Genomic DNA, 22,098 nt, shown 5'->3' with positions numbered 1-22,098 from the left:
TTCATTTATGATAGAAATATCAACCTTATATGGGGCGATATAGGACAATACGATTCGGTTTTAAAGCCTCAGTTAAGAGTCTTTGATATCCATGTGTTTCACTTGCTGGCGCAATTGTTGTACTTCATCAATTAAGTCAAGCATCATGGCGACAGCAGAAAAGCTAGCATCAAAGTCACGTTGTAAACGGTAAGCTCGACGTGCACGAGAAATATCATCACCAAAAAACTGATGAATTCGTTCTTCTGGACGTGTATCTAAAATATCGTATTCTAAAAGTTGTAAAACCCATTCAGGACTCTGTCCACAGGCATCAGCAAAATGCTTTAAATCAAAACTATGATGCTCATCGATGACTTCGGCATGATTGAATCCATCACAAATAATTTCACGATAATGAATAGTGGTCATGATTTTCTCCTTAAGCATTACGAGGCTTAAATGTTGAAAAGGCTTCCGCGAAAGCTTGATAAGCCTGCTGTTCATGTTCAGTTTGCGCAGTTGGATACACAATATTTAAAACCAAAAATAGATGACCAGGTGTTTTACTTGGTATTCCTTTGTCTTTTAACCGTAACTGTTGACCTGTTTTTGCATTTTTAGGTAAATTTACTTGAACTTTACTTCCTTCAGGGGTCATGATTTCAATACTTTGACCTAATGCTGCCTCCCACGGTGCAACATTAATGGTGTAATAAATATCAGCACCTTCGACTCGAATTTGCTCGGTGTCTTTATAGTGAATTTCAATATAAAGATCGCCATTTTTACCGCCATTGATCCCGATTTGCCCTTGTCCTGCCAGACGGATTTGTTGGCCTTCCTTCATGCCTTTGGGGATTTTGACCTTTAATGTTTTACGTTGAACTTCGGGTTCTCCATAAGCACTCAAGGTTGGAATTTGTAAGGTAATATTTTGGGTTGAGCCATGGAAAGCAATATCAATATCGACCTCTATATTGGCATGTTGGTCTTCACCTTTATAGCTACGTTGTTGCTGCCTTTGTTGATTTTGATAGTGATGATTTCCTCCACCAAAGCCTGAACCGAAACGTCCAAAAAGATCTTCAAAACCACTAAAATTTGAATGCTGCTGTTGGTTAGAGTCTTGACGATAAAATTGTGTATGGTCAAAACCATCCGTTCCTGTGTGTTGATCAGATTGATAAAAGGCTTCTGGATGATCTAACTGAAAATCGTACTCAGTTTTTTTCTGTTCATGACTTAAAGTGTCATAAGCCACATTAATGGCTTGCATGTTCTCCTCGGCATTCGCTTCTTTGCTCACATCGGGATGGTATTTTCGAGCTAATTTTCGATAAGCTTTCTTGATTTGGTCTGGGGTGGCATTACGCGTAACACCCAGAATTTCATAATAATTTTTAGTCATAAAATAGGAAGTTAAAACTGGTTATGTTTTAATCATTATTATGCTATTTCATCAAATTGAAATAGTGTAGATCTGTACCTTATTGTTTCAAATTATGACAAAAAAAAAGACTCCTGAAATGGAGTCTCTTAAAATCATCAATAAGATCAATATTTAATCCACGTTACACTACGTCCAATGACTGAAACACCGACATAACCGCGTAGATTTAAATGTTTGCCACTTGCGCTGAGACGTGCCTTACCTTTATAGATTTTGCCTCCAATCGGGTCAAGCACTCGACCATGATTAAATTCGCGCGGATTATCTGGGTTTTGTTTAAAGCCCCAAATAAAAGGTAAACCTAAAAATGGTTTGTCTTTTAAGTTACCGGGACAATTGGTACAAGTCATCATTTTTTCTGTGCCAGGCACACTGCGCGTTGCCACAATGACACCTTCATAAGTGCCATCTGGTTTTTTACTAATTTCGACATCAGCACGAGAATACCCCGTACGGTCATCCACAGTTTTCCATTTGCCGACTAAAGGATCATTTATGTTGGCAGCAAAACTAAAGGAAGAAAGTGTTGCGAATATAACGCTTGCAAGAATACCTTGATATAAATTTTTCATGAATGTCCCCTGAAAATGGAATATTTTATAGTTTTAGAGTAAAGCGCCTAATTTATAGCGATAAACCTTGTGGAAATCAAATAAGAAAAAGCAAAATATTTCACAAAAACAATTAATTATGTTTGATTGGTGGGGTTTTGAAGGCTTGAATCTTAAAAAAGTCCAGAAATGACCTTTGATTGAGTTGTTCAGGAGGCTGATCTTTTCATCTACGGATTATTTCAGTTCAGGTTGATGGTTTAAGCTCGCTGAACTTAAAACAGGATTGGGTTTAATTTTTGGATAAAAAAAGAGCAGCTCATCTAGCCGCTCTTTTTTTACCAATTGAGCTTAGATTAGCTGAGATGTTTGCCAAATAAACCAAAGGCTTCTTCGGCAGTAAAGCTATATTGGGTGCTACAGAATTGGCAGTCCATGGTAATTGGATTTTGAAATTCGAGGGTTTCACGTACCGCTTCAACACCAATTTGGATCAGGGCATTGGCACAACGGTCTTTAGAACAAGTACACCCAAACTTTAATTCCTCAATGTCAGGTAAACGGACATCTTCTTCATTATACAAACGATAGAGAATTTCTGTGGCATCGAGCTTGGTCAGTTCTTCAGGTTTTAAGGTTTCAGTCAACATGGTCAGGCGAGGCCAGAGGTCTTCATCGACACGTTGCTGCTCTTCTTCACTATTTCGCGGTAACAGTTGAATGAGTAAACCACCTGAGCATTCTGCGGTACTGGCCAACATAATTTTGGTTGGAATTTGTACAGATAAATCGTAATACTGCATCAAACAACCCGCTAAGGTGTCGTGTTCAAGTGCAATGATGCCTTGATAGCGTTCACCAAATTCAGGTTCAATGTTAATAAAAAGGACAGGATTGACCAATGCTTTGAAAACGGTGCTGCTATTTTCTGCCTGTAAGAAGCGAGAATCTTCTTCATAATCTGCTGATGCACGTAATTCACCTAAATGATTACATTCCGCCATCGCCCATTTGAATGTGCCAGCTGCTTGAATTTGAAGGCTAATACGACCTTTAATTTTAAGGGTACTGGCAAGTAATGCGGTGGCGCTCAGCATTTCGCCCAACAGGACTTGAATGGCTTGAGGATAATCACGTTGGGCAAGAATTGTTTGTAATACTTTTTCCAAATGGACCACTTCACCGCGAATTGGGCAATTTTCAATATAAAAGCGTTGACGTAATTCAGACATAAATTTCTCCAATAGCCCGTGTTAATGGTGTCTACATTGTAAAACACAAGCTAGTTACTATCATCTCGTGTGACATCAATACGCGGATGCGCTAAGCCGCGTTGTAAATTGACGCCAGTGGGTTCTTGACGAATTTGAGCATCACTTTCAAATAAGTGTTCTAGCTCTGCTAAAGCATTACGATGGGTTTCATAGACCTTTTGTTCATCGGTATAGATACGTTGTTGCTGAATTAATAACTTTTCATCGTAATCACGGAACAATTCAATACTTTTATACGCATCTTCTTCACTAATATCCAATTCACGCAAGGCACGATAGGCCATACCAAGCGATGATAAGTAGGTTTCACGCCAAATCTGCTCGACACCTAAATCACGCAGTAAATGGACATGATGACGATCACGGGCACGTACCAACAGTTTCAGATTCGGATAATTTAAACGAATATGCCGTGCCACGTTCATGGAGTCTTCAATATCATCAATGGCTAAAACAAAAACTTTAGCATGTTGAATACCCGCAGAACGTAAAATATCGGGTTGTGTGGCATCACCATAGTATAACGTACCACCATACTGACGCACGAAATCAACTTTTTCTAAATTGCTGTCAATCGCGGTAAAGGATTGATGTTGTAGGTGGGCAATACGCGCAATGATTTGTCCAAAACGTCCAAATCCAGCAATAATCATTGGGTTGTGAATATTTGGAATTTCGTCATAGACCGGTTTTTTTTCTTTTTCTTTATCAAGTACAGGAATCACCCATGTGCTGATCAGCCAATACAGCATGGGCGTGAGCACCATGGATAGCGTAACAATGAGAGTCAAAGGTTCTAAAATGGCTTGGGTGATGACTTTTTCACTACTTGCGACTTTTAGTACCACAAAGGCAAATTCCCCCCCCTGAGATAAGCAGGTCGCAAGCAGCAAACTGTTGCGCCATGAATATTTTAAATAACGGGCAATGGCGGTGAGGGTGATGCTTTTCACCAATATTAAAATAAATGCCCCACCAATAATCAACCACGGCATATCGACCAAGAGTGACAATTGGGTGGTCATCCCCACGGTCATAAAGAACAGACCGAGTAAAAGTCCTTTAAAGGGCGCAATACTGGCTTCCAATTCATGTCGGAATTCTGAATCTGCCAGTAACACGCCCGTTAAGAATGCGCCCAAAGTGGTGCTAATGCCGAGTACATCCATCAGCACGACAACGCCCAAGACAATAAATAGACCTACAGCCGTAATCAATTCATGTGCACCGCTTTTAGCGACAAAGCGAAAAAAGGGCCGCATCATATAACGGCTAAATAAAAATAAACCGCTAAAAGTGGCAATAATTGCAGCGAAATAGGCAATGCCGTGATGGGTCGATTCATTGCCTGCTAAGAGGGGAATAATCGCCAGCAGGGGAATGGCAGCAATATCCTGAAACAGCAGTACAGAAAAAGATTGTTGCCCAAAGGTGGTGTTGAGTTGTTGTTTTTCGGCCAGTAGTTGTAAAACAAAAGCCGTCGATGACAGCGCGAGTGCAGCACCAATGACAAAACTTGCAGCAATGTTTTGTTGTAAGGCAAAAAAGACAACGATGGCGAGAATAATGCCAGTTATGCCGACTTGTAAGCTGCCCATCAAAAAGATGGATTTACGCATTTCCCACAGCCGTTGTGGTCGCAGTTCTAGACCAATAATGAACATTAACAGAATCACGCCAAATTCAGCCAATTCTTGGATGGATTCAGGGTCACTGGCAATATTGAATACACTGGGACCCAGCAGCATACCTGTAAACAAATAACCGAGTACGGTGGCAATTCCGAAGCGTTTGGCTAAAGGCACCAAAAGTAAGGACGCACCAAGGAAAATCGTAATTTGTAACAGTAGCGACATTAGCCTGTCCTAGAATTTATTTTAGTGCCAAAAAATTTAAGCCAAAGCTGAACTTTAACTTAGCTTAATTCCTGAGGGTCTATATCTAAGGTAAGTTTCATGGTTGAGGGCTTTTGATGCAACATATTTTGCCACCAAGCCCGAATATAAAAATGTAATCTCGCCCGATCTTGCGATAGTAGTACCATATGTGCTTGATAACGTCCGGCTTTGCGTTCCATGGGCGCTGGAATGGGTCCCCAAATATCAATCAGGTTTTCTGAAACCTGTCTTAAGGCTTGGGCATGTTGTTCTAAGAAGGCTTGGTTTTGTTCCTGATTTTTCGACTCACAACGAATCAGTGCCGCATAGCGAAAAGGAGGGAGTAAAGCTGCACGACGCTCTTTTAAAGTTTGTTTGGCAAAATGATAATAATTTTCTTGGATTAATGTCGTGAGTAAAGGGTGGTCAGGTCTGAGCGTTTGTAAATAGACTTCACCTTTGCGTTCCCCGCGACCTGCACGCCCTGCCACTTGAACAATCAGTTGCGCTGTGCGTTCTGTGGCACGAAAATCGACACTAAATAAGCCTGAATCAATATCTAAAATGGCCACTAAGGTCACGTAAGGAAAGTGGTGTCCTTTGGCCAACATTTGTGTGCCGAGCAAAATAATCGGTTCACTTTTTTGAATTTTGTCATAAATTTTTTGCCAGCTTCCCACCCGACTGGTGGAATCGCGGTCAACTCGTATCACATCAAATTTGGGAAATAACTGTTGTAAATGTTCTTCAACTTTGGCCGTTCCCAGACCAATCGATTTGAGTTCGCTATGCTGACACTGTGGACAATGATCTGGCATGCGATGAATCGTGCCGCAATGGTGACAATGTAAATGCTGATACGGTTGACGATGTACAGTGAAATTGGCATCGCAATGTGGGCACTTTGCCTGCCATGCACAACTTTCACAAATCAATACGGGCGCATAACCGCGTCGGTTTAAAAACACCAAGACTTGTTCTTTTTTATCGAGGCGTTTTTGTATTTCATCAAGCAGGCTTTGGCTAATGCCATTTTGCTTTTGAGCAACTTTCAGATCAATCAGATGAATTTTCGGCATGAGTGCCACACCTGCACGCTGACTCAGTTCTAAACGGGTCATTTTGCCTGCATCCACCAGTGCATAACTGTCAATGCTTGGGGTGGCTGAACCTAAAATAATCGGACAGCTTTCTAAATGTGCACGATACATCGCAACATCACGGGCGTGATAGCGAAAACCTTCTTGTTGTTTAAAGGACAGATCATGTTCTTCATCTAAAATGATTAAACCTAAATTGGGCAGCGGTGTATAAATGGCAGAACGGGTGCCCAAAATAATTGAGGCTTTGCCTGTTTGTGCAGCTTGCCATGCTTGTAAGCGTTTGGTGTCATTCAACCCTGAATGGAGTAACACAATATTGCTATGAAAACGCGATTGAAATCGGCTAATGGTTTGTGGCGTTAGACCAATTTCAGGCACCAACACCAAGATTTGTTTGCCTTGTTTCAGTACCTCTTGCATGATCTGCAAATACACTTCAGTTTTACCACTACCCGTTAAGCCATCGAGTAAAAAGGCTTGATATTTTTTCTGTGCCTTGAGCACGTGTTGAATGGCTTTTTTTTGCTCTTCATTGGCCGTTAAGGGCATTTGCGCTAGGGTAACAGGCTGTGGGTTAAAATCTTGCTTTTCTAACACACATTCCACAATGGCTTTTTTTTCTAAAGCTTTTAGTGTGGCTGTTTCAATGCCAGCCAAATTTAAAATATTTTCTGTGGTTCCTGTTGGATGCAATTTGAGTATTTTATAAGCTTCTTGTTGTTTTTCCGAACGGGTCACTTTTGCTTCGGCATGCAAGTCTAAAACATTCCACATGCGTGCCAATAAATTATACGGTTTACCTTGGCGTAAAAAAGTCGGTAAGGCACTTTGGAAGACTTCACCAATTGGAAATTGATAATATTGCGCTGACCATGTCAATAAACTTAAAATTTTCTGATCTAAAATAGCGTGATCATCGAGCAGTTCGGTAATGGCTTTGAGTTTAAAACGGGGGTCAATTGGGGTGTCTGGCGTTAATTTTCCCACAATAATCCCGATCAGACTTTGCCGTCCAAATGACACTGCAACACGTGCGCCCACTTGGGCCTGTTGGTACTGTTGGGCACTTAAGCTGTAATCAAAGCAGTCATAGACATGTACAGATACAGCAACACGAATGCGATAAATATTGGATGGAGTCGATGTTGTATTTGGCATAAATAAGGGTCAAATCGTCCTAATCAAATTTCGTCGTGCTCAAGATCGAGTTATGTTAGAGTGAGCAAATCATTTATGTCTCAGAATATGAATGATTTTGGTGGTCAGACGCAACAGCGCTGAAGCAAATTTTGGAAAATTAGAGCATTACAATGCCTGCATATCAATTTACTGCCATTGATGCTTCAGGGAAGCAGCAAAAAGGCGTGTTAGAAGGCGATTCCGCGCGTCAAATTCGTCAACAGCTCAGAGACAAATCCCTCATTCCTGTAACGGTTGATCCTGTTGAGCAAAAAGATAAGCATCGCTCAGAACGATGGTTGCAGAAAAAAGTCACTGCTTATGATTTGGCCTTATTTACCCGTCAACTTTCAGTTTTGGTTGCCGCCGCGATTCCTTTAGAAGAAGCACTGCGTGCCGTGGGTAAACAAAGCGAAAAAGTACATGTGCAAAACTTGTTGATGTCGGTACGCTCAAAAGTCATGGAAGGGCATTCACTTGCCAATGCTTTGCAGCAAGCAGGACGTTTACCCGATTTGTATATTGCCACCATTGCTGCGGGTGAGCGTTCAGGGCATCTCGATTTAATTCTAGATCAATTATCAGATTACACTGAAAACCGTTTTGCCATGCAAAAGAAAGTGCAGGGTGCGATGATTTATCCAATTATTCTGATGCTAATGTCCTTTGCGATTGTGATGGGGCTGATGACCTACGTGGTGCCGGACATTGTCAAAACCTTTGATCAAAGTAAAGATGCACTGCCTTGGATTACGGTTGCGTTAATGAAAGCCAGCGATTTTATTCGGGTGGCATGGCCCTTTTTGCTTGTCGCAGGTGTGGTTGGTTTTATTACATTAGTTCGGTTTTTAAGAACTTCGGCTGGGCATTATGCTTTTGATCGTTTAACACTCAAATTGCCATTATTTGGTAAATTATCGCGTGGTATAAATGCTGCACGTTTTGCCAGTACCTTGTCGATTTTGACCAAGTCTGGCGTACCGTTGGTGGATGCACTGAAAATAGGTGCAGCGGTCAGTAATAATTGGGTGATTCGCGATTCTGTCAATTTAGCGGCAGAAAAAGTAACGGAAGGTGGCAACCTTGCAACGCAACTGGAGCGTAGTGGTTATTTCCCACCGATGATGGTACAAATGATCAAAAGTGGCGAAGCATCGGGTGAGCTGGATCGTATGCTCGAGCGTGCATCCACCATGCAAGATCGTGAAGTCACCACCTTAATTTCAACTTTACTGGCACTGCTTGAACCTTTAATGTTGGTGGTGATGGCGAGTATTGTTTTGGTGATTGTAATCGCGGTGATGTTGCCGATTGTGAATATGAATAATATGATTTAACCCATTTTATAAAGATAAAGATTTTTGCGAGAGAGTTATATGCAAGCTAAAAAATATCAAGCGAAGCAATCAGGCTTTACCCTCATTGAAGTAATGGTGGTGATTGTGATTTTAGGGGTGTTGGCTGCACTGATTGTTCCTAATGTGATGGGACGTGGCGAGAAAGCCAAAGTGGATACCTCTGCCATTACTTTAAAAGGTGTTGCGGGTGCTTTAGATCAATATAAGCTTGATAATGGTAAGTATCCTTCGATGCAAGATGGCGGTTTGGATGCTTTAGTGAATCAACCTGCTTCTGCAAAAAACTGGATGCAAGGCGGCTATGTGAAAGGCGGCTATCCAAAAGACAGTTGGGATAATGACATTCAATATGTGATTCCGGGTGCCGAAGGTCGTGCCTTTGATTTGTATTCTTTTGGCGCGGATGGTAAAGAAGGCGGTGAAGGCACAGATGCCGATATTTATTATCAGCCTTAACTGAGAAGCATTATTTTATTGCGTTTATGGAATATATCACTTCACTTGATCTAAACATTCAATACTCAGTGAAGTGATAATAAATCCCAATACGTAAATATATATTAAGTTATTGAATTTTATTAAAATAATATAATGGTGTGTATTTGAGAGTTATAATAAGAATTATTTCCATATTTGATGGTTACAATAATGATTCAATGTGTAGATAAATAGCCTTTTTATTTATTAAAAAGCTTGCATAATGTTTGAAATGGCAACGATTTTGCCTATGGAGAATAGAATGAAAGCATTAATGATAGCGGATGAAATTGGTCAATTTCATTGGTCAATGCTCAAATCTGTTCTTTTGATTTTAAGTTTACTTCCCATGAGTCAAGGCATTTTAACTTTATGGCATGCGACAGAGGGAAGTAGCCAAATTATGGTGGGTTTTTTTGCCATCAGTGTATTTAGTACCTTACTGGTACTGTGCTTTTGGTCTGCATTGAAAGCGACTGTATTAAGCTTAAAAAAAGAACAAGTTTCAGCTTTAGAACACCGTATGGTCAAAATTTATTGTTATATTCCAATGTTATTTTTAGCAACCATGATGTCTTATTTAGTGACTCAATTATAAAATGAAGGATGTAAAAAACCGAGGCATTGACCTCGGTTTTTTTGTTTCATTGTACAAGCCCCTCCCTTTTAAAAAGGGAGCTTGGGCGGGATTGGTATATGTTTACTTCCTAAGCCGCTATTGGATTGTGGAAATATTTAATCCGCCTTTTTCAAAGAGGAACTTTTTTCCCTTTAAGAATGAAGAGGGAATAAAGTTTTAACGCCGTGATTTAAATGAAACATCCACCTGACGTGGACGATAAATCCAACCTAAAATCAACAACAACAATGAAAAAGCCAGTATCGGCCAATCACTGAGGCGCATATATAAGGTTTCACCTTGCATGGCTGGCAGTTCACCGCGAAGAACCGCTGTTTGATCCGTAGGCGCTTGCTTTACAATATGTCCGTTATGATCGATAAAGGCAGTCACACCAGTATTGGTGGCGCGAATAAACCAACGGCCATTTTCTTTGGCGCGCATTTGCACCATTTGTAAATGCTGCCAAGGTCCTGCTGTACCAGTAAACCATGCATCATTGGAGACAGTCACCAAGAAATCACTTTGACGGGCATTACGACGCGTCAGGCTTGGATACGCCACTTCATAACAAATCGCAGCACCTAAAGGATGGTTTTTTATGTCCAATGGCTTTTGCTCACGCGCACCACGCGAAAAACCGCTCATCGACGGGTCATTTTGCAATGCAGGCAACACCCAACTGAGCCAACCTGAGAGTGGAATATATTCACCAAAGGGTACTAAACGCTGTTTTTTATACAAACCTGTAGCTTCATCACCTAAAGCCATGATGCTGTTGTAATACATTGGATGTTGTTCAATTTGAGATTCTTTTAGATCCCAGTAGGGAAGACCTGTCACCCATGCTGTGCCTGTTTTCTTCACCTGTACGTTCATTGCATCAAGGAAGGGTTCAATATCGGTTTGGAACATTGGAATCGAAGATTCAGGCCAAACAATGAGATCACGTCCCCATTCAGTTCGACTTAAATTGGCATAGATCATCAAGGTTTTCACTTGATATTCGGTCAGCCATTTTAAATCTTGAGGAATATTGCCTTGAATTAAAGAGACAGAAAGCGGTTTGGCATTTTTAGGCTGAACAAAGCTCAGATAGGAAGCGCCCCAAGCACCCAAAAGTAAGAGCGCTGAAGGAATGATCCAAAACAGCCGTTTATTGAGGATTTCAACCAAGGCACAGGCTAAAATAATCACCACAAACGAAACACCAAAAATCCCGAATAACGGTGCATAGCTATCTAGAAAGCGTTCAGTAAAGGCATAACCGACAAATAACCATGGGAAACCAGTAAATACCCAAGTTTTCGCCCACTCAAAAAATACCCAAAGCGGTGCAAAGGTCAGGGGCGTTTCAGGAAAAAAGCGACGGTATAGCCATGTCTGTAAGGCAGTAAATAAGCCCATCAGCAAGGCCATGAAGGCAATCATCAGGACACTTAAAAAAGCACTGGTGTCACCATAAACATGGATAGAGGTATAGAGCCAAAATGCACCGACAAACCATAAACCAAAGCCATAAGCCCAACCGATGCCAAAGGCTTGTCGAGCAGAGCGTTTACGTAGCGAAGCATAGAGTAAAGCGGGTGACAGCAGTGCCAGCCACCAGTAGTAATAAGGTGCCAGTGCAAAACTGAACATGGCACCTGAAAATAATGAAATTAAAAAAGGGTAAATAAACGGGAGCTGTTTTTGTTGTTGGGATGAATTGAACAGCTTATTAAAGTAAGTTCTCATTTACGGACAGCTCGAATCAGATGAATAGTGCGGGCATCTGCTTCTATAATGGTAAATTGCCAATTCTCAAGCTCAATAATTTGACCTTGTAAATCGCTGACTAAACCCATTTCTTGAAGCAATAAACCGCCAACAGTTTCTACTTCATCATCGGAAAAATCAGCATCTAAAACATTGTTAAAGTGTTCAATTGGTGTAAGTGCTTGAACTAACCACGTATTTGCCGTTTGATGGTCATTGTCAGGAATGATGAATTGTGCTTCTTCATCGACCATATCATGTTCATCTTCAATTTCACCGACAATTTCTTCTAAAATGTCTTCTAAGGTGACCAATCCAGACGTTGTGCCATATTCATCAATCACCACAGCAATATGGGTCTGGGTATTTTTTAACATCCGCAGAACTTGGTCAGATCGCGCACTTTCAGGCACAAAGATCGGTTGGCGCATCAAGGCACGAATATCGACTTTATTGCTCGGTTCAGTTAAATAAGGCAATAAGTCCTTTGCCAATAAAATACCCACCACATTGTCGGGTTGGTCGGATGAAAATACTGGAAAACGAGAATGTGCCGACTCTACAAGGGTATGTAAGATATCCAGTAACTGATCATCTTCTTGTAAGCTGATCATTGAAGTTCGTGGGGTCATGACCTCACGAATTTTTGTTGCAGGAAGGTCAAGTACGCCTTCAAGCATTGCAACAGTATCGGGTTCTAAAAAACGACGTGAATCTTGTACTAATTTTAGCAGTTCGTCGCGAGTTTCGGGTGCAGTGCTTAGCCATTTGCGTAAGCCACGCATGCCCCACGACGGGCCTGATTCCTCGTGCATGATCTTTCCTAAAGACTCTTAATATCTAAAAAAACGAATTTTATCATACCCGAGAAAATCTAGATGTCTATCTCTAAAATTGCTGTATTGCATGAATGTATCAGTCATTCTGCATGCTTATTTTAAACTGTATTTTTAAGCAAATCATGGCATTTAAGTTTATGTTAAAATAGCGAGGATTTTTTAATACCGAGTTTACCGATGTCTGAACCGCTTGTTACGCCAACTCTTCAGCTAAATACGCGAGGACTACGCTGTCCTGAACCTGTAATGATGTTGCATCAAGCGATTCGTAAATCTAAATCGGGTGATGTGGTTGAGGTGTTTGCCACCGATAATTCAACCTCATGGGATATTCCAAAATTCTGCATGCATCTAGGCCATGAATTATTATTACAAGAAGAAGTATTAGATGATGCAGGCAATAAAGAGTTTCATTATTTGGTCAAGAAAGGCTAATTCAGAATATTATGTTCTTCACTTTAAAATGACATAAAAAATCCCCTCGAAAGGGGATTTTTTATTGAATATTACATATTTGGATATGAGAGGTACTGCCTCGCAAGGATTACCCTACATATTAGGGTAATTAGGACCACCGCCACCCTCAGGCGTGACCCAAGTGATGTTTTGTGATGGGTCTTTAATATCACAGGTCTTACAGTGCACACAGTTGGCAGCGTTAATTTGGAAGCGTTTAGAACCGTCATTTTCTTCCATAATTTCATACACACCAGCAGGGCAGTAACGCTGAGCAGGCTCATCCCATTTCGGCAAGTTGACGTTGACTGGAATAGAAGCATCGGTCAGTTTCAAATGCGCAGGCTGATTTTCTTCATGTACGGTATTGGATACAAATACAGAAGACAAACGGTCAAAAGTGAGTTTGTTATCAGGTTTTGGGTAATTGGGTTTGAATGTAGCCGTATCTACCGTTTTCAATGTGCTGAAATCAGGCACTAAGTCATGCAATGTAAATGGCACTTTAAAGATGTTTTGATCGATAAAGTTAAATGCACCACCAATCCATTGACCAAACTTGTGAAATGCAGGGCCGAAGTTACGGGAGTTGTATAACTCTTCTTTTAACCAGCTGTTATTGAACTTATCGGTATAAGCGGTTAACTCTTTAGCAAAGAAGTCTTCACCTTCAGTTACGCGGGCAATTGCAAGATCACCGCCTTTTTCTACACCAGCAGCAATCGCTTCAAACACTGCTTCTGCGCAAAGCATGCCAGATTTCATCGCTGTGTGAGAACCTTTGATTTTAGCAAAGTTCAAGAAACCTGCATCATCACCAATGAGCGAGCCACCCGGGAAGGTGAACTTCGGTAAAGCATTAATACCGCCTTTGGTAATGGCACGTGCGCCGTAAGAAATACGTTTACCACCTTCAAGATATTGCTTGATTAGTGGATGGGTTTTCCAACGCTGCATTTCTGCAAATGGATACATGTTTGGATTGGTGTATGACAAATCAACAATCAAGCCTAAAGTGACTTGGTTATTTTCAGCGTGGTATAACCACCAGCCGCCTGAAGAACCCGTTTCATTTAACGGCCAACCTGCACCGTGCATTACCAAACCGGGTTTATGTTTCGCAGGGTCGATTTCCCACAATTCTTTAATCCCGATACCGTAGTGTTGCGGATCGGCATCTTTATCTAAATCAAACTTAGCGATCAGGCGCTTGCCGAGGTGACCGCGGCAACCTTCAGCAAAAATCGTATATTTGGCATGCAGTTCATAACCCGGCGTAAAGTTATGGGTTGGTTCACCATCTTTACCAATACCCATGTCGCCCGTTTGAATACCTTTAACTGTACCATCGGCATGGTAAAGGATTTCAGCAGCAGCAAAGCCTGGGAAAATTGAAACTTCAAGTTCTTCCGCTTTTGTACCTAACCAACGAACGACGTTACCTAATGAAATGACATAGTTGCCATCATTGTGCATGGTTTTAGGCACCATCCAATGCGGTGCTTCTTGTGATTTTTCATCAGACAACAAGAAATACGTTTTGTCTTCAGTCACTGGAACATTTAAAGGCGCACCTTCTTCCTTCCAGTTCGGGAACAACTCATTCATGGCACGAGGTTCAAGAACCGCGCCAGATAAAATGTGCGCACCAACTTCAGAGCCCTTTTCCACGACACAAACGGACAGATCGTTCAGGTTATTTTCAATTGCAAGTTGACGAATTTTAATCGCTGCAGAAAGACCAGCAGGGCCTGCGCCAACGATGACTACGTCAAACTCCATCGATTCACGTTCGATGTGCTCCATGTAGGACTCCTCATAGTATTTGAAGGTGGCAACCGTAGTGATTTCACTCGGTGCTGCCATGAGTGTTCTTAATGCCCAGACACAATTTTATTATCGTGTCTTTTATATTGTGGGCTAGTATAGTTTTAAACCTTGATCTAGCCAATTGGCTGAATCATATTATTTTTCCGTCAGTAGGGTCTTCATTTATGATTAATCAAAATAATTCACCAAATCCGACGAAAGAAGTAGCTATTGCTGATGATAAAAATTTAATGGGTATTGCACAATACTTAAAAGATGCACAGACCGGTCACAAAAGGTCAATACCCCCTTTAGAGCAATTTACCCCAAAGCATTGTGGCACAATGGATTTAAAGGTGAAAGTCAACGGAGAATGGTGGCACGAAGGTCAATTGATCAAACGTCAGGCCCTCATTGATCTGTTCTCCAGCGTACTTTGGAAAGAACAGGGTAAGTTCTATTTAAAAACCCCAGTTGAACAAATTGAAATAGAGGTGGAAGATGAACCTTTATGGGTGAATCAGGTTGGTCGAGTGGAAATTGATGGGAAAAATTACATTCAGTTGAGCACCACCACGCAAGATATCGTCATTGTGGATGCTGAACATTCTATTTTTATGCGTGACTATGTTACTCATGATGGATCGGTTGAGTTGCGTCCTTATGTGCATGTGCGTTTTGGCATCAATGCATTAATTCAACGTGCCGCTTTTTTTCATTTAATTGAAATGGGGCAGCTGCTTGAAAATGAGCAAGGCGATACCATTTTAAGCCTACAAAGCGGTGATTTTTACTTGCAATTAGGCACCTGAGGTTTAAGCTTTGTTCTCTCCCTTTTGAACTGCTGAAAAGTGAAGCTATGACAGCCATTCATCCTATTTATCCTTTAATAGATCCAATGCCCAAGGCGCAATCTCATGCGCCGATCGGAATTTTTGACTCTGGAATAGGTGGGTTGTCGGTGGCACAGGAAATCGCTCGATATTTACCGAAAGAACGGATTCTTTATTATGCAGATACTGCACATGTGCCCTATGGGCCACGTGATGATCAAAATATTCGTGAATTGACGGCTCAAGCGATTGAATGGTTATATCGGCAAGGGTGTAAAGTCGCGGTGGTGGCATGCAATACGGCATCTGCCTTTAGTCTTGATTATTTACGTGATTATTATGGCGAAGACTTTCCCATTATTGGCTTGGTGCCCGCTTTAAAACCTGCGGTCTTACAAACAAAATCAAAAACGGTGGCCGTACTGGCAACACCCGCGACTTTTCGCGGCAAACTGATTCAAGATGTCATGCAGCGTTTTGCACTTCCTGCCCACGTCAATGTGATTCCTGTGACTTGTCTCGATTTGGTGCCGTTTGTCGAAAGTGGCACACAAATGAGTACAGCATGTTTAGCCACGTTAAAAGCAATATTACAACCTGTGGTGGATCAAGGTGCTGATTATTTAGTTTTAGGTTGTACTCATTATCCCTTTCTAAAACCTGCAATTGAGTCTATTTTTGGTCAGAAACTGACATTAATTGACTCTGGTGTACCAGTTGCGCGACAAACAGCCCGAATTTTGATTAAAAATGAGTTATTATTTGAGCAAGATCAGAATGACGGTGTGCGGATTGAATGTCATGTGAGTGGCAATAACGCAGAAAACTTAAAAACTGTGTTGCAATACTTGATTCAAGATGATTTAACTTGGAATATTCGTAATATTGCTGTTGAATAAGCAATCAAACGCGAATAGTCTTTTGAAATATAGTACAAAAAATAAATTTTAGATTAGGTCATCGGATTACAGCACAACTGCTCAGCATAGCGACAGTTGGAGATGTAATGTGCAATTGGAAGAGGATAACCAATGCTCGATAAGCGTTATCAGGTTTTTATTTCTATGTCTGGCAGTGAAATGCAGCCAGAGCGTATCATTTTGGCTCAAACTTTGGTGGGCATGGGATTCTTTTCGTGGGGATTGGAGCAAAGGACACCTTTAAGTACAGCATTTGCACGTCGTCAAATTGATGATTGTGACTATGTGGTGATTCTTTTGGGCAGTCAATACGGTGAGCAATCTGTGTCTGGTGTCGGCTATATGCATTTAGAATATATCTATGCAGTCACCAAACAGAAACCCATTATCGTATTTATGCATGAAGACCCATTATCACGGGATTTGTCTTTGCAGGATCAAAAGCCAGAGCTACGCGAGAAGTTTTTAGAATTCCGTAAATTATTACAACAAGAAGCAGATCAAATTTTTACCTATCGCAGCATGCGTGATTTGGAAATGGCCGTACGTTTTAATATGCCACAAATGTTAGAACGCTATCCTGTTTCAGGTTGGGTGAGACCACAAAACACCCAATTGTTGCATGATGAAATTGATCAGTTGAAAGTAAAAGTTGAGCAACTTGAAACTGAAGTGGGTAAGCGTGAGGTCGATCCGTTCTTAACTTTGCCAAAAGTTTCCATGCATGAAGTTTTTGCTTTTGAATATCGCATGCATGCCTATCAGGACGGTAATTTTAAAGAACTGAAAATTCAAAAGAAACTGACTTGGGCACAGTTACTAAGTATTTTAGGCACCATGTTTCTTCATCCGACACCAGAAGAATATTTTTCTAAATGTATGAATGAATATTTAAATGATAATGGTTTGGCGGATGCACGACTCGAAATGCCTCGTGCGCATGCGGTTGCCCGTTCACAAATCAATATTCGGGCATTGCACAGCATTAAAATGCAAATGCGTCAAAATGACTGGATTATTCAATCTGGACGAGATGACCGTCAACGCATGTTGTGGCAGTTAACGCCGAAAGGACAGAAATTGCTGGAAAGTAATTTACTTGATAATAATCGTGTTTTTCAATTTAATTCATCCTATTAATGGATATGGTGAAGGTGTAGAAAACTGTTAAAGTAAACCCAGTTTATTCATCTTGGAATAGGGTTTGATGTTTTCTGCACCTAAAGCAAAAGTCACCATTATTTTGGCCAATTTGGGTACGCCAGACGAACCCACTGCTGTTGCAGTCCGCCGTTTTTTGAAACAGTTTTTATCCGATCAGCGTGTGATCGAAATTCCCAAACCGATTTGGCAAATCATTTTAAGACTTTTTGTTTTACCCTTTCGCCCAAAACGCGTTGCACATGCGTATGCCATGGTCTGGGGGCAAGATTCACCGATGCGTGAAATTGTCTTGCAACAAGTGCAAGCAGTGCAACAGCAATTGATTCAAGACTATCCGCAATTTGAATTAAATGTGGTGCCTGCCATGAGTTATGGCAATCCGGGGATTCAAAATTTACTGCAAAATTTAAGTGCAAATGTGCAAGATCACATTATCCTCTTGCCTTTGTTCCCTCAATATTCAGCTACTTCTACCGCGCCACTTTATGATGCCATTGCCAAGTGGATCTTGACTCAGCGTAATTTGCCGGGCTTGTCGATTATTCGTGATTATTATCAGCATCCTTTATATATTCAGGCTTTGGCGCAAAGTGTGCGTAACTATCGCGCCGAGCATGGCAGTGCCGAAAAATTATTGATGTCATTTCACGGTATTCCACAGCCTTATGCCGATAAGGGTGATCCCTATGCAGATCGTTGTCGTATTACAGCGCAATTATTAGCGCAGGCTTTGGATTTAGCAGAAGATCAGTGGGCGATCAGCTTCCAGTCACGTTTTGGTAAGCAGGAATGGGTCAAGCCTTATACCGATGTCATATTGCAGCAATGGGCAGAGCAAGGGGTAAAGTCGGTACAGATTATGAGTCCTGCTTTTTCAGCAGATTGTTTGGAAACGCTAGAAGAATTGGCGATTCAAAATGCAGACTTGTTTAAGTCAGCAGGGGGACAAGACTATGCTTATATTCCCGCCTTAAATGCCGATACAGATCATTTGGCATTGCTCACAACTTTGCTTCAAGCTAATCTTGATGCCTTAACGCAAACATTAGCCCACTAATTTCATCGAGGTTTCGCCATTATGTTGCAAGTCAAAATTGTCCCTGTTACGGCATTTCAACAAAACTGTTCAATTGTCTGGGATTCTGAAACCAAAGAAGCGATTTTGATTGATGCTGGTGGTGAACCTGAAAAACTGCAAGCCGAAGTCGATGCTTTGGGTTTAACGGTGAAAGCCTTATGGTTAACGCATGGACATTTAGACCATGCAGGAGCTGTGGGTACATTAAGTAAAGTCTGGCATGTGCCTGTGATTGGCCCACATAAAGAAGATGCTTTTTGGCTCGATATGATTCAAGACGTATCTGCAAGGTATGGCTTTCCTATTCCAGAAAAAGTTGAAGTAACGCAATGGCTAGAAGGTGGTGAAGTTTTAAAACTGGGTGATGAAGCGTTTGAAGTTCGCTTTGCGCCAGGGCATACCCCAGGTCATGTGATGTTCTATAACCAGAATTATGGTCTGCTTTGGACGGGTGATGTACTGTTTAAAGGTTCAATTGGTCGTACAGATTTCCCTCGTGGTAACCATCAACAACTGATTGATTCGATTAAACGTGAATGTTTTAGTCTGCCAGATGCAACGCAATTTATTTCAGGACATGGGCCTTTAAGTACCATTGGTTTCGAGAAACAACATAATCCGTTTGTTGCAGGTAAGGCCGGTTAATTTTTTCTTTTCGTCGATTGATGAATCCGTTTCATCAATCTCGACGAAATGGATTGCTATTGTGCTTCTTTAATTCTAAGACGATGATTATTGCTGCAAAACAAAATAAGATGCCAATTGCCATAATAATGACATCATGGTTATAAATGCCAAAACCTAAACTCGCAATACTGAGTAAGGCAAATAGAAAAAATAGAATTTTTAAGTATGATAGTTCCATTTTTATTTCCTTTTCTTATATTTATCAAATCATTGTAGTTCAAAAAATGAGTCATAATTATTCTTTTATCAGCAAACAAAAGAATTTTTTAATGGTTTTCAATAAGATATTTTGTAGCCTTTCATCGACTAACGCTTAGGGCCATGTTTCTATTTTTAGCCTCCGCACATGAGAAGACTTTAGTTGTTACCGTTCAGTACTGTCGATGATTGCAATCGGTATGCTTCTTATTTTTTAGCTTTAAAATATAAAAAGCTGGATTTGAGTTTATATGGTAAATGGTTGATGAGTGTCATTCATCAACCGCTGCATTGGTTTTGGGGGAAAGGTAATTTTAAGAATAAAACCTTAAAACTGATCTTCCTCCCGACCGCCATCGGCTTGGGGTGCATCTTGAGTCGGAAGTTTATATTCATCCTTTGCCCAAGCGCCTAAGTCAATCATTTTGCAGCGTTCAGAACAAAAAGGACGGAATTCATTGCCTTCCCAAGTTGAAAGATCACCACAGCGTGGACACGGGAAAGTACGAGGCATGTTGTGCTCCAGATAAAAATGATGATTCGATTAGGCAAATACAGTCGCTCTTGCTAGACTTGAGCCGATTTTTGTTAGTTTGATCTGATTATGCCAATTCGTCAATTTCAAGCACAGCGTATGCATGCGCCTCGTGATTTTCAAATGATCAGCCCAGATCCCATTTGTGTGGAAATTGGCGCGGGTAAGGGTAAACATGCCTTGTTGTTTTCGGGACAAAATCCTGAAAAAAGGTTAGTGGCGATTGAACGCACCCGTGAAAAATGTCTGGCTATGCACAAACAGCATGTGCTAGAAGGACAGGCGAATTTACAGCCGATTCATGCCGATGCAATGCCGTGGATTGTACATGCATTGAATCCTGCTCAGGTGCAGCAATTTTTTCTTTTATATCCCAATCCTGAGCCGCATAATCCAGCGCAGCGCTGGTTAAATATGCCCTTTTTTGAATTTTTATTGTCACGTTTACAGGTCGGTGGAACAATCACATTGGCCAGTAATATTATTGAATATATCGCTGAAGCAGAACAGCAGTTGATTGACGTGTGGAAACTCCCGTTTGTTAAAGAAGTGATTGCTGAAACCTCAGCCCGCACACATTTTGAAATTAAGTATTTGCAGCGCGGTGAATTGTGTCAGCAATTGATCATGACCAAGCCAGAAGGCTATTGCACCCGTTTTGACGATTTTATGCCTTTACAGGGGCAGAATGTGGCTCAGCAAACAGATTTAACTGCTGCACCTGAAAAAGCTGAATGAGTAAGTCATGAAAAAGCGTGTTGCAATTATAGGTGCTGGCCCTGCGGGTCTCATGGCTGCGGAAGTTTTAAGCCAGTCCGATTATGAGGTGCATGTGTATGAACAGAAACCTTCGGCTGCGCGTAAGTTTTTAATGGCAGGCAAAACAGGGTTAAATATTTCCCATGCTGAACCTGTGACCCAATTTATTGGGCGCTATGATCAAGCAGAGTGGCTTGAACCGTGGGTGAGACAGTGGGATGCTGTCTGGATTCAAAGCTGGATGAAAGATTTGGGCATTGAATCCTATATTGGTTCATCTGGGCGGGTTTTCCCGATTGAAATGAAAGCTGCCCCTTTATTGCGTGCATGGCTGAAACGCTTGCAGCAACAGGGTATTCAGTTTCATTATCGGCATCAGTGTTTAGACTTAAATGCAGCGGCACTGACGGTCAAAGATTTAGTGAGTGAACAGGTTACAGTACAGAATTTCGATGCAATCGTGCTGGCTTGTGGTGCGGTGTCTTGGTCAAAATTAGGCAGTGATGGTGCATGGCAGCAATGGTTGGCACAGGATGAAATTGAAGCTTTTCAAGCCAGCAATGCAGGCGTTGAGTATCAGTGGTCTACGTTTATGCAACCTGTTTTCGGTCAGCCGTTAAAACGGGTTGAAGCATGGGTGGATGATCAAGCCAAAACCATGGGTGATATTGTGATTAGCCATTATGGTTTAGAAAGTGGTTTGATCTATAAGCAGGGCCGTGCATTGCGTGAGCAAGTGAAAAATGGTCAGACGATGCAGCTATATTTAGATTTACTGCCCGATCAAACCATTGCGAAATTGGCCGAAAAATTACAGCCCAGTAAAAAACAGTCGCTCAGCAATGTCTGGCGTAAGGCTGGCTTAGATGCAGCCAAAGCCAGTTTAGTCCGTGAATTGGTTGCCAAAGTGCTGTGGAATGATCCCTTGGCGTTGGCGCAAAAAGTCAAACATCTGCTGATTCCTTGCACGGGTTTTCGCCCCATAGAGGAAGCCATTAGCTGTGCTGGCGGAATAAAGCGCGAGGTACTGACTGAACAGCTACAATTACGTTCAAATCCGCAGATCTTTTGTTGCGGGGAAATGTTGGATTGGGATGCCCCGACGGGTGGCTATTTGCTGACTGCTTGTTTTGCAACTGGTCGTGCCGCAGCTGAGGGTGTGCAAAACTATCTTTCTACGCAACAATAGTTG

The 22,098-nt window shown here is 41.4% G+C and carries 22 protein-coding genes; 11 read left to right on the top strand and 11 right to left on the bottom strand.

The window, feature by feature from the left end:
• Positions 1 to 72: 72 nt before the first annotated feature.
• The 6 genes from B9T24_RS07085 to B9T24_RS07060 form a co-directional block, all read right to left on the bottom strand.
• Entirely contained in the window at positions 73 to 411 is a 339-nt protein-coding gene (locus tag B9T24_RS07085) for a chaperone modulator CbpM (protein WP_004649989.1), read from the bottom strand.
• 10 nt (positions 412 to 421) lie between these two features.
• On the bottom strand, positions 422 to 1,390 hold the full coding sequence (locus B9T24_RS07080; protein ID WP_086165133.1) for a DnaJ C-terminal domain-containing protein: 969 nt from the start codon (positions 1,388 to 1,390) through the stop codon (positions 422 to 424).
• A gap of 146 nt (positions 1,391 to 1,536) precedes the next feature.
• Entirely contained in the window at positions 1,537 to 2,004 is a 468-nt protein-coding gene (locus B9T24_RS07075) for a DUF2147 domain-containing protein (protein WP_086165132.1), read from the bottom strand.
• A gap of 335 nt (positions 2,005 to 2,339) precedes the next feature.
• Positions 2,340 to 3,215 (bottom strand): Hsp33 family molecular chaperone HslO, encoded by an 876-nt coding sequence (locus B9T24_RS07070; RefSeq protein ID WP_086165131.1) that lies wholly within the window; start codon positions 3,213 to 3,215, stop codon positions 2,340 to 2,342.
• 50 nt (positions 3,216 to 3,265) lie between these two features.
• Positions 3,266 to 5,113: a monovalent cation:proton antiporter-2 (CPA2) family protein gene (locus tag B9T24_RS07065; RefSeq protein ID WP_086165130.1), complete on the bottom strand. Its 1,848-nt coding sequence runs from the start codon at positions 5,111 to 5,113 to the stop codon at positions 3,266 to 3,268.
• A 59-nt stretch (positions 5,114 to 5,172) separates the two neighbouring features.
• Entirely contained in the window at positions 5,173 to 7,395 is a 2,223-nt protein-coding gene (locus B9T24_RS07060; RefSeq protein ID WP_086165129.1) for a primosomal protein N', read from the bottom strand.
• Positions 7,396 to 7,547: 152 nt separating this feature from the next.
• On the opposite strand from B9T24_RS07060, the gene gspF reads away from it, so the two are divergent.
• The 3 genes from gspF (at position 7,548) to B9T24_RS07045 (ending at position 9,849) form a co-directional block, all read left to right on the top strand.
• Complete coding sequence (gene gspF / locus B9T24_RS07055; protein WP_086165128.1) at positions 7,548 to 8,753, top strand: type II secretion system inner membrane protein GspF; 1,206 nt, start codon at positions 7,548 to 7,550, stop codon at positions 8,751 to 8,753.
• Between the two features lie 39 nt (positions 8,754 to 8,792).
• The gene (gspG, locus tag B9T24_RS07050) at positions 8,793 to 9,230 is read left to right on the top strand and encodes a type II secretion system major pseudopilin GspG (protein WP_074943786.1); all 438 of its coding nucleotides are present in this window, start codon (positions 8,793 to 8,795) and stop codon (positions 9,228 to 9,230) included.
• Positions 9,231 to 9,513: 283 nt separating this feature from the next.
• Positions 9,514 to 9,849: a hypothetical protein gene (locus tag B9T24_RS07045; protein WP_086165127.1), complete on the top strand. Its 336-nt coding sequence runs from the start codon at positions 9,514 to 9,516 to the stop codon at positions 9,847 to 9,849.
• A gap of 198 nt (positions 9,850 to 10,047) precedes the next feature.
• Here the strand turns inward: B9T24_RS07045 and lnt are convergent, their stop codons facing one another.
• Together lnt and B9T24_RS07030 are read right to left on the bottom strand one after the other, a co-directional pair.
• Positions 10,048 to 11,607, bottom strand: coding sequence for an apolipoprotein N-acyltransferase (gene lnt, locus B9T24_RS07035; RefSeq protein ID WP_086165125.1), 1,560 nt, complete (start codon positions 11,605 to 11,607; stop codon positions 10,048 to 10,050).
• Positions 11,604 to 12,443, bottom strand: a complete 840-nt coding sequence (locus tag B9T24_RS07030; protein ID WP_086165124.1) for an HlyC/CorC family transporter — start codon at positions 12,441 to 12,443, stop codon at positions 11,604 to 11,606. Before B9T24_RS07030 ends, lnt begins: the two co-directional genes overlap by 4 nt.
• 201 nt (positions 12,444 to 12,644) lie before the next feature.
• Here B9T24_RS07030 and tusA point away from each other — a divergent pair, with 201 nt between their 5' ends.
• A complete protein-coding gene (gene tusA, locus B9T24_RS07025) occupies positions 12,645 to 12,902 on the top strand; it encodes a sulfurtransferase TusA (RefSeq protein WP_086165123.1) in 258 nt (85 codons plus the stop codon).
• 114 nt (positions 12,903 to 13,016) lie between these two features.
• Here tusA and B9T24_RS07020 read toward each other — a convergent pair whose 3' ends face one another.
• Positions 13,017 to 14,729: an electron transfer flavoprotein-ubiquinone oxidoreductase gene (locus B9T24_RS07020; protein ID WP_086165122.1), complete on the bottom strand. Its 1,713-nt coding sequence runs from the start codon at positions 14,727 to 14,729 to the stop codon at positions 13,017 to 13,019.
• 188 nt (positions 14,730 to 14,917) lie between these two features.
• On the opposite strand from B9T24_RS07020, the gene B9T24_RS07015 reads away from it, so the two are divergent.
• From B9T24_RS07015 to B9T24_RS06995, 5 genes are all read left to right on the top strand, one after another.
• Entirely contained in the window at positions 14,918 to 15,544 is a 627-nt protein-coding gene (locus tag B9T24_RS07015; protein WP_086165121.1) for a DUF1285 domain-containing protein, read from the top strand.
• Between the two features lie 47 nt (positions 15,545 to 15,591).
• Positions 15,592 to 16,464 (top strand): glutamate racemase, encoded by an 873-nt coding sequence (gene murI / locus B9T24_RS07010; RefSeq protein ID WP_086165120.1) that lies wholly within the window; start codon positions 15,592 to 15,594, stop codon positions 16,462 to 16,464.
• Positions 16,465 to 16,596: 132 nt separating this feature from the next.
• On the top strand, positions 16,597 to 17,625 hold the full coding sequence (locus B9T24_RS07005; protein WP_086165119.1) for a DUF4062 domain-containing protein: 1,029 nt from the start codon (positions 16,597 to 16,599) through the stop codon (positions 17,623 to 17,625).
• A gap of 67 nt (positions 17,626 to 17,692) precedes the next feature.
• Entirely contained in the window at positions 17,693 to 18,706 is a 1,014-nt protein-coding gene (gene hemH / locus B9T24_RS07000) for a ferrochelatase (protein WP_086165118.1), read from the top strand.
• Positions 18,707 to 18,727: 21 nt separating this feature from the next.
• Complete coding sequence (locus tag B9T24_RS06995) at positions 18,728 to 19,372, top strand: MBL fold metallo-hydrolase (RefSeq protein ID WP_086165117.1); 645 nt, start codon at positions 18,728 to 18,730, stop codon at positions 19,370 to 19,372.
• 34 nt (positions 19,373 to 19,406) lie between these two features.
• Here B9T24_RS06995 and B9T24_RS06990 read toward each other — a convergent pair whose 3' ends face one another.
• Entirely contained in the window at positions 19,407 to 19,592 is a 186-nt protein-coding gene (locus tag B9T24_RS06990) for a hypothetical protein (protein WP_086165116.1), read from the bottom strand.
• 348 nt (positions 19,593 to 19,940) lie between these two features.
• Positions 19,941 to 20,126, bottom strand: a complete 186-nt coding sequence (locus B9T24_RS06985) for a DNA gyrase inhibitor YacG (RefSeq protein WP_086165115.1) — start codon at positions 20,124 to 20,126, stop codon at positions 19,941 to 19,943.
• Between the two features lie 84 nt (positions 20,127 to 20,210).
• Here B9T24_RS06985 and B9T24_RS06980 point away from each other — a divergent pair, with 84 nt between their 5' ends.
• A complete protein-coding gene (locus B9T24_RS06980) occupies positions 20,211 to 20,885 on the top strand; it encodes an SAM-dependent methyltransferase (RefSeq protein WP_171264868.1) in 675 nt (224 codons plus the stop codon).
• 7 nt (positions 20,886 to 20,892) lie between these two features.
• Positions 20,893 to 22,095 (top strand): TIGR03862 family flavoprotein, encoded by a 1,203-nt coding sequence (locus B9T24_RS06975; RefSeq protein ID WP_086165113.1) that lies wholly within the window; start codon positions 20,893 to 20,895, stop codon positions 22,093 to 22,095.
• The last annotated feature ends 3 nt before the right edge of the window (positions 22,096 to 22,098 follow it).

This window comes from Acinetobacter sp. ANC 4654, assembly GCF_002135425.1.
GTDB lineage: Bacteria > Pseudomonadota > Gammaproteobacteria > Pseudomonadales > Moraxellaceae > Acinetobacter > Acinetobacter kyonggiensis.
The sequence above is the reverse complement of the archived record's forward strand: the minus strand, read 5'-3'. Positions and strand labels throughout refer to the sequence as shown.

Excerpts from the sequence above, each read along its gene's own strand:
- lnt (WP_086165125.1), bottom strand. The coding sequence starts at position 11,607 with ATGAGAACTTACTTTAATAAGCTGTTCAATTCATCCCAACAACAAAAA.
- B9T24_RS07085 (WP_004649989.1), bottom strand. The coding sequence starts at position 411 with ATGACCACTATTCATTATCGTGAAATTATTTGTGATGGATTCAATCAT.
- B9T24_RS07075 (WP_086165132.1), bottom strand. The coding sequence starts at position 2,004 with ATGAAAAATTTATATCAAGGTATTCTTGCAAGCGTTATATTCGCAACA.
- B9T24_RS06975 (WP_086165113.1), top strand. The coding sequence starts at position 20,893 with ATGAAAAAGCGTGTTGCAATTATAGGTGCTGGCCCTGCGGGTCTCATG.
- B9T24_RS06990 (WP_086165116.1), bottom strand. The coding sequence starts at position 19,592 with ATGGAACTATCATACTTAAAAATTCTATTTTTTCTATTTGCCTTACTC.
- B9T24_RS07005 (WP_086165119.1), top strand. The coding sequence starts at position 16,597 with ATGCTCGATAAGCGTTATCAGGTTTTTATTTCTATGTCTGGCAGTGAA.
- B9T24_RS07030 (WP_086165124.1), bottom strand. The coding sequence starts at position 12,443 with ATGCACGAGGAATCAGGCCCGTCGTGGGGCATGCGTGGCTTACGCAAA.
- B9T24_RS07060 (WP_086165129.1), bottom strand. The coding sequence starts at position 7,395 with ATGCCAAATACAACATCGACTCCATCCAATATTTATCGCATTCGTGTT.
- B9T24_RS07080 (WP_086165133.1), bottom strand. The coding sequence starts at position 1,390 with ATGACTAAAAATTATTATGAAATTCTGGGTGTTACGCGTAATGCCACC.
- tusA (WP_086165123.1), top strand. The coding sequence starts at position 12,645 with ATGTCTGAACCGCTTGTTACGCCAACTCTTCAGCTAAATACGCGAGGA.
- hemH (WP_086165118.1), top strand. The coding sequence starts at position 17,693 with ATGTTTTCTGCACCTAAAGCAAAAGTCACCATTATTTTGGCCAATTTG.
- B9T24_RS07015 (WP_086165121.1), top strand. The coding sequence starts at position 14,918 with ATGATTAATCAAAATAATTCACCAAATCCGACGAAAGAAGTAGCTATT.
- B9T24_RS07070 (WP_086165131.1), bottom strand. The coding sequence starts at position 3,215 with ATGTCTGAATTACGTCAACGCTTTTATATTGAAAATTGCCCAATTCGC.
- gspG (WP_074943786.1), top strand. The coding sequence starts at position 8,793 with ATGCAAGCTAAAAAATATCAAGCGAAGCAATCAGGCTTTACCCTCATT.
- gspF (WP_086165128.1), top strand. The coding sequence starts at position 7,548 with ATGCCTGCATATCAATTTACTGCCATTGATGCTTCAGGGAAGCAGCAA.
- B9T24_RS07045 (WP_086165127.1), top strand. The coding sequence starts at position 9,514 with ATGAAAGCATTAATGATAGCGGATGAAATTGGTCAATTTCATTGGTCA.
- B9T24_RS06985 (WP_086165115.1), bottom strand. The coding sequence starts at position 20,126 with ATGCCTCGTACTTTCCCGTGTCCACGCTGTGGTGATCTTTCAACTTGG.
- B9T24_RS06995 (WP_086165117.1), top strand. The coding sequence starts at position 18,728 with ATGTTGCAAGTCAAAATTGTCCCTGTTACGGCATTTCAACAAAACTGT.
- B9T24_RS07020 (WP_086165122.1), bottom strand. The coding sequence starts at position 14,729 with ATGGAGCACATCGAACGTGAATCGATGGAGTTTGACGTAGTCATCGTT.
- B9T24_RS07065 (WP_086165130.1), bottom strand. The coding sequence starts at position 5,113 with ATGTCGCTACTGTTACAAATTACGATTTTCCTTGGTGCGTCCTTACTT.
- murI (WP_086165120.1), top strand. The coding sequence starts at position 15,592 with ATGACAGCCATTCATCCTATTTATCCTTTAATAGATCCAATGCCCAAG.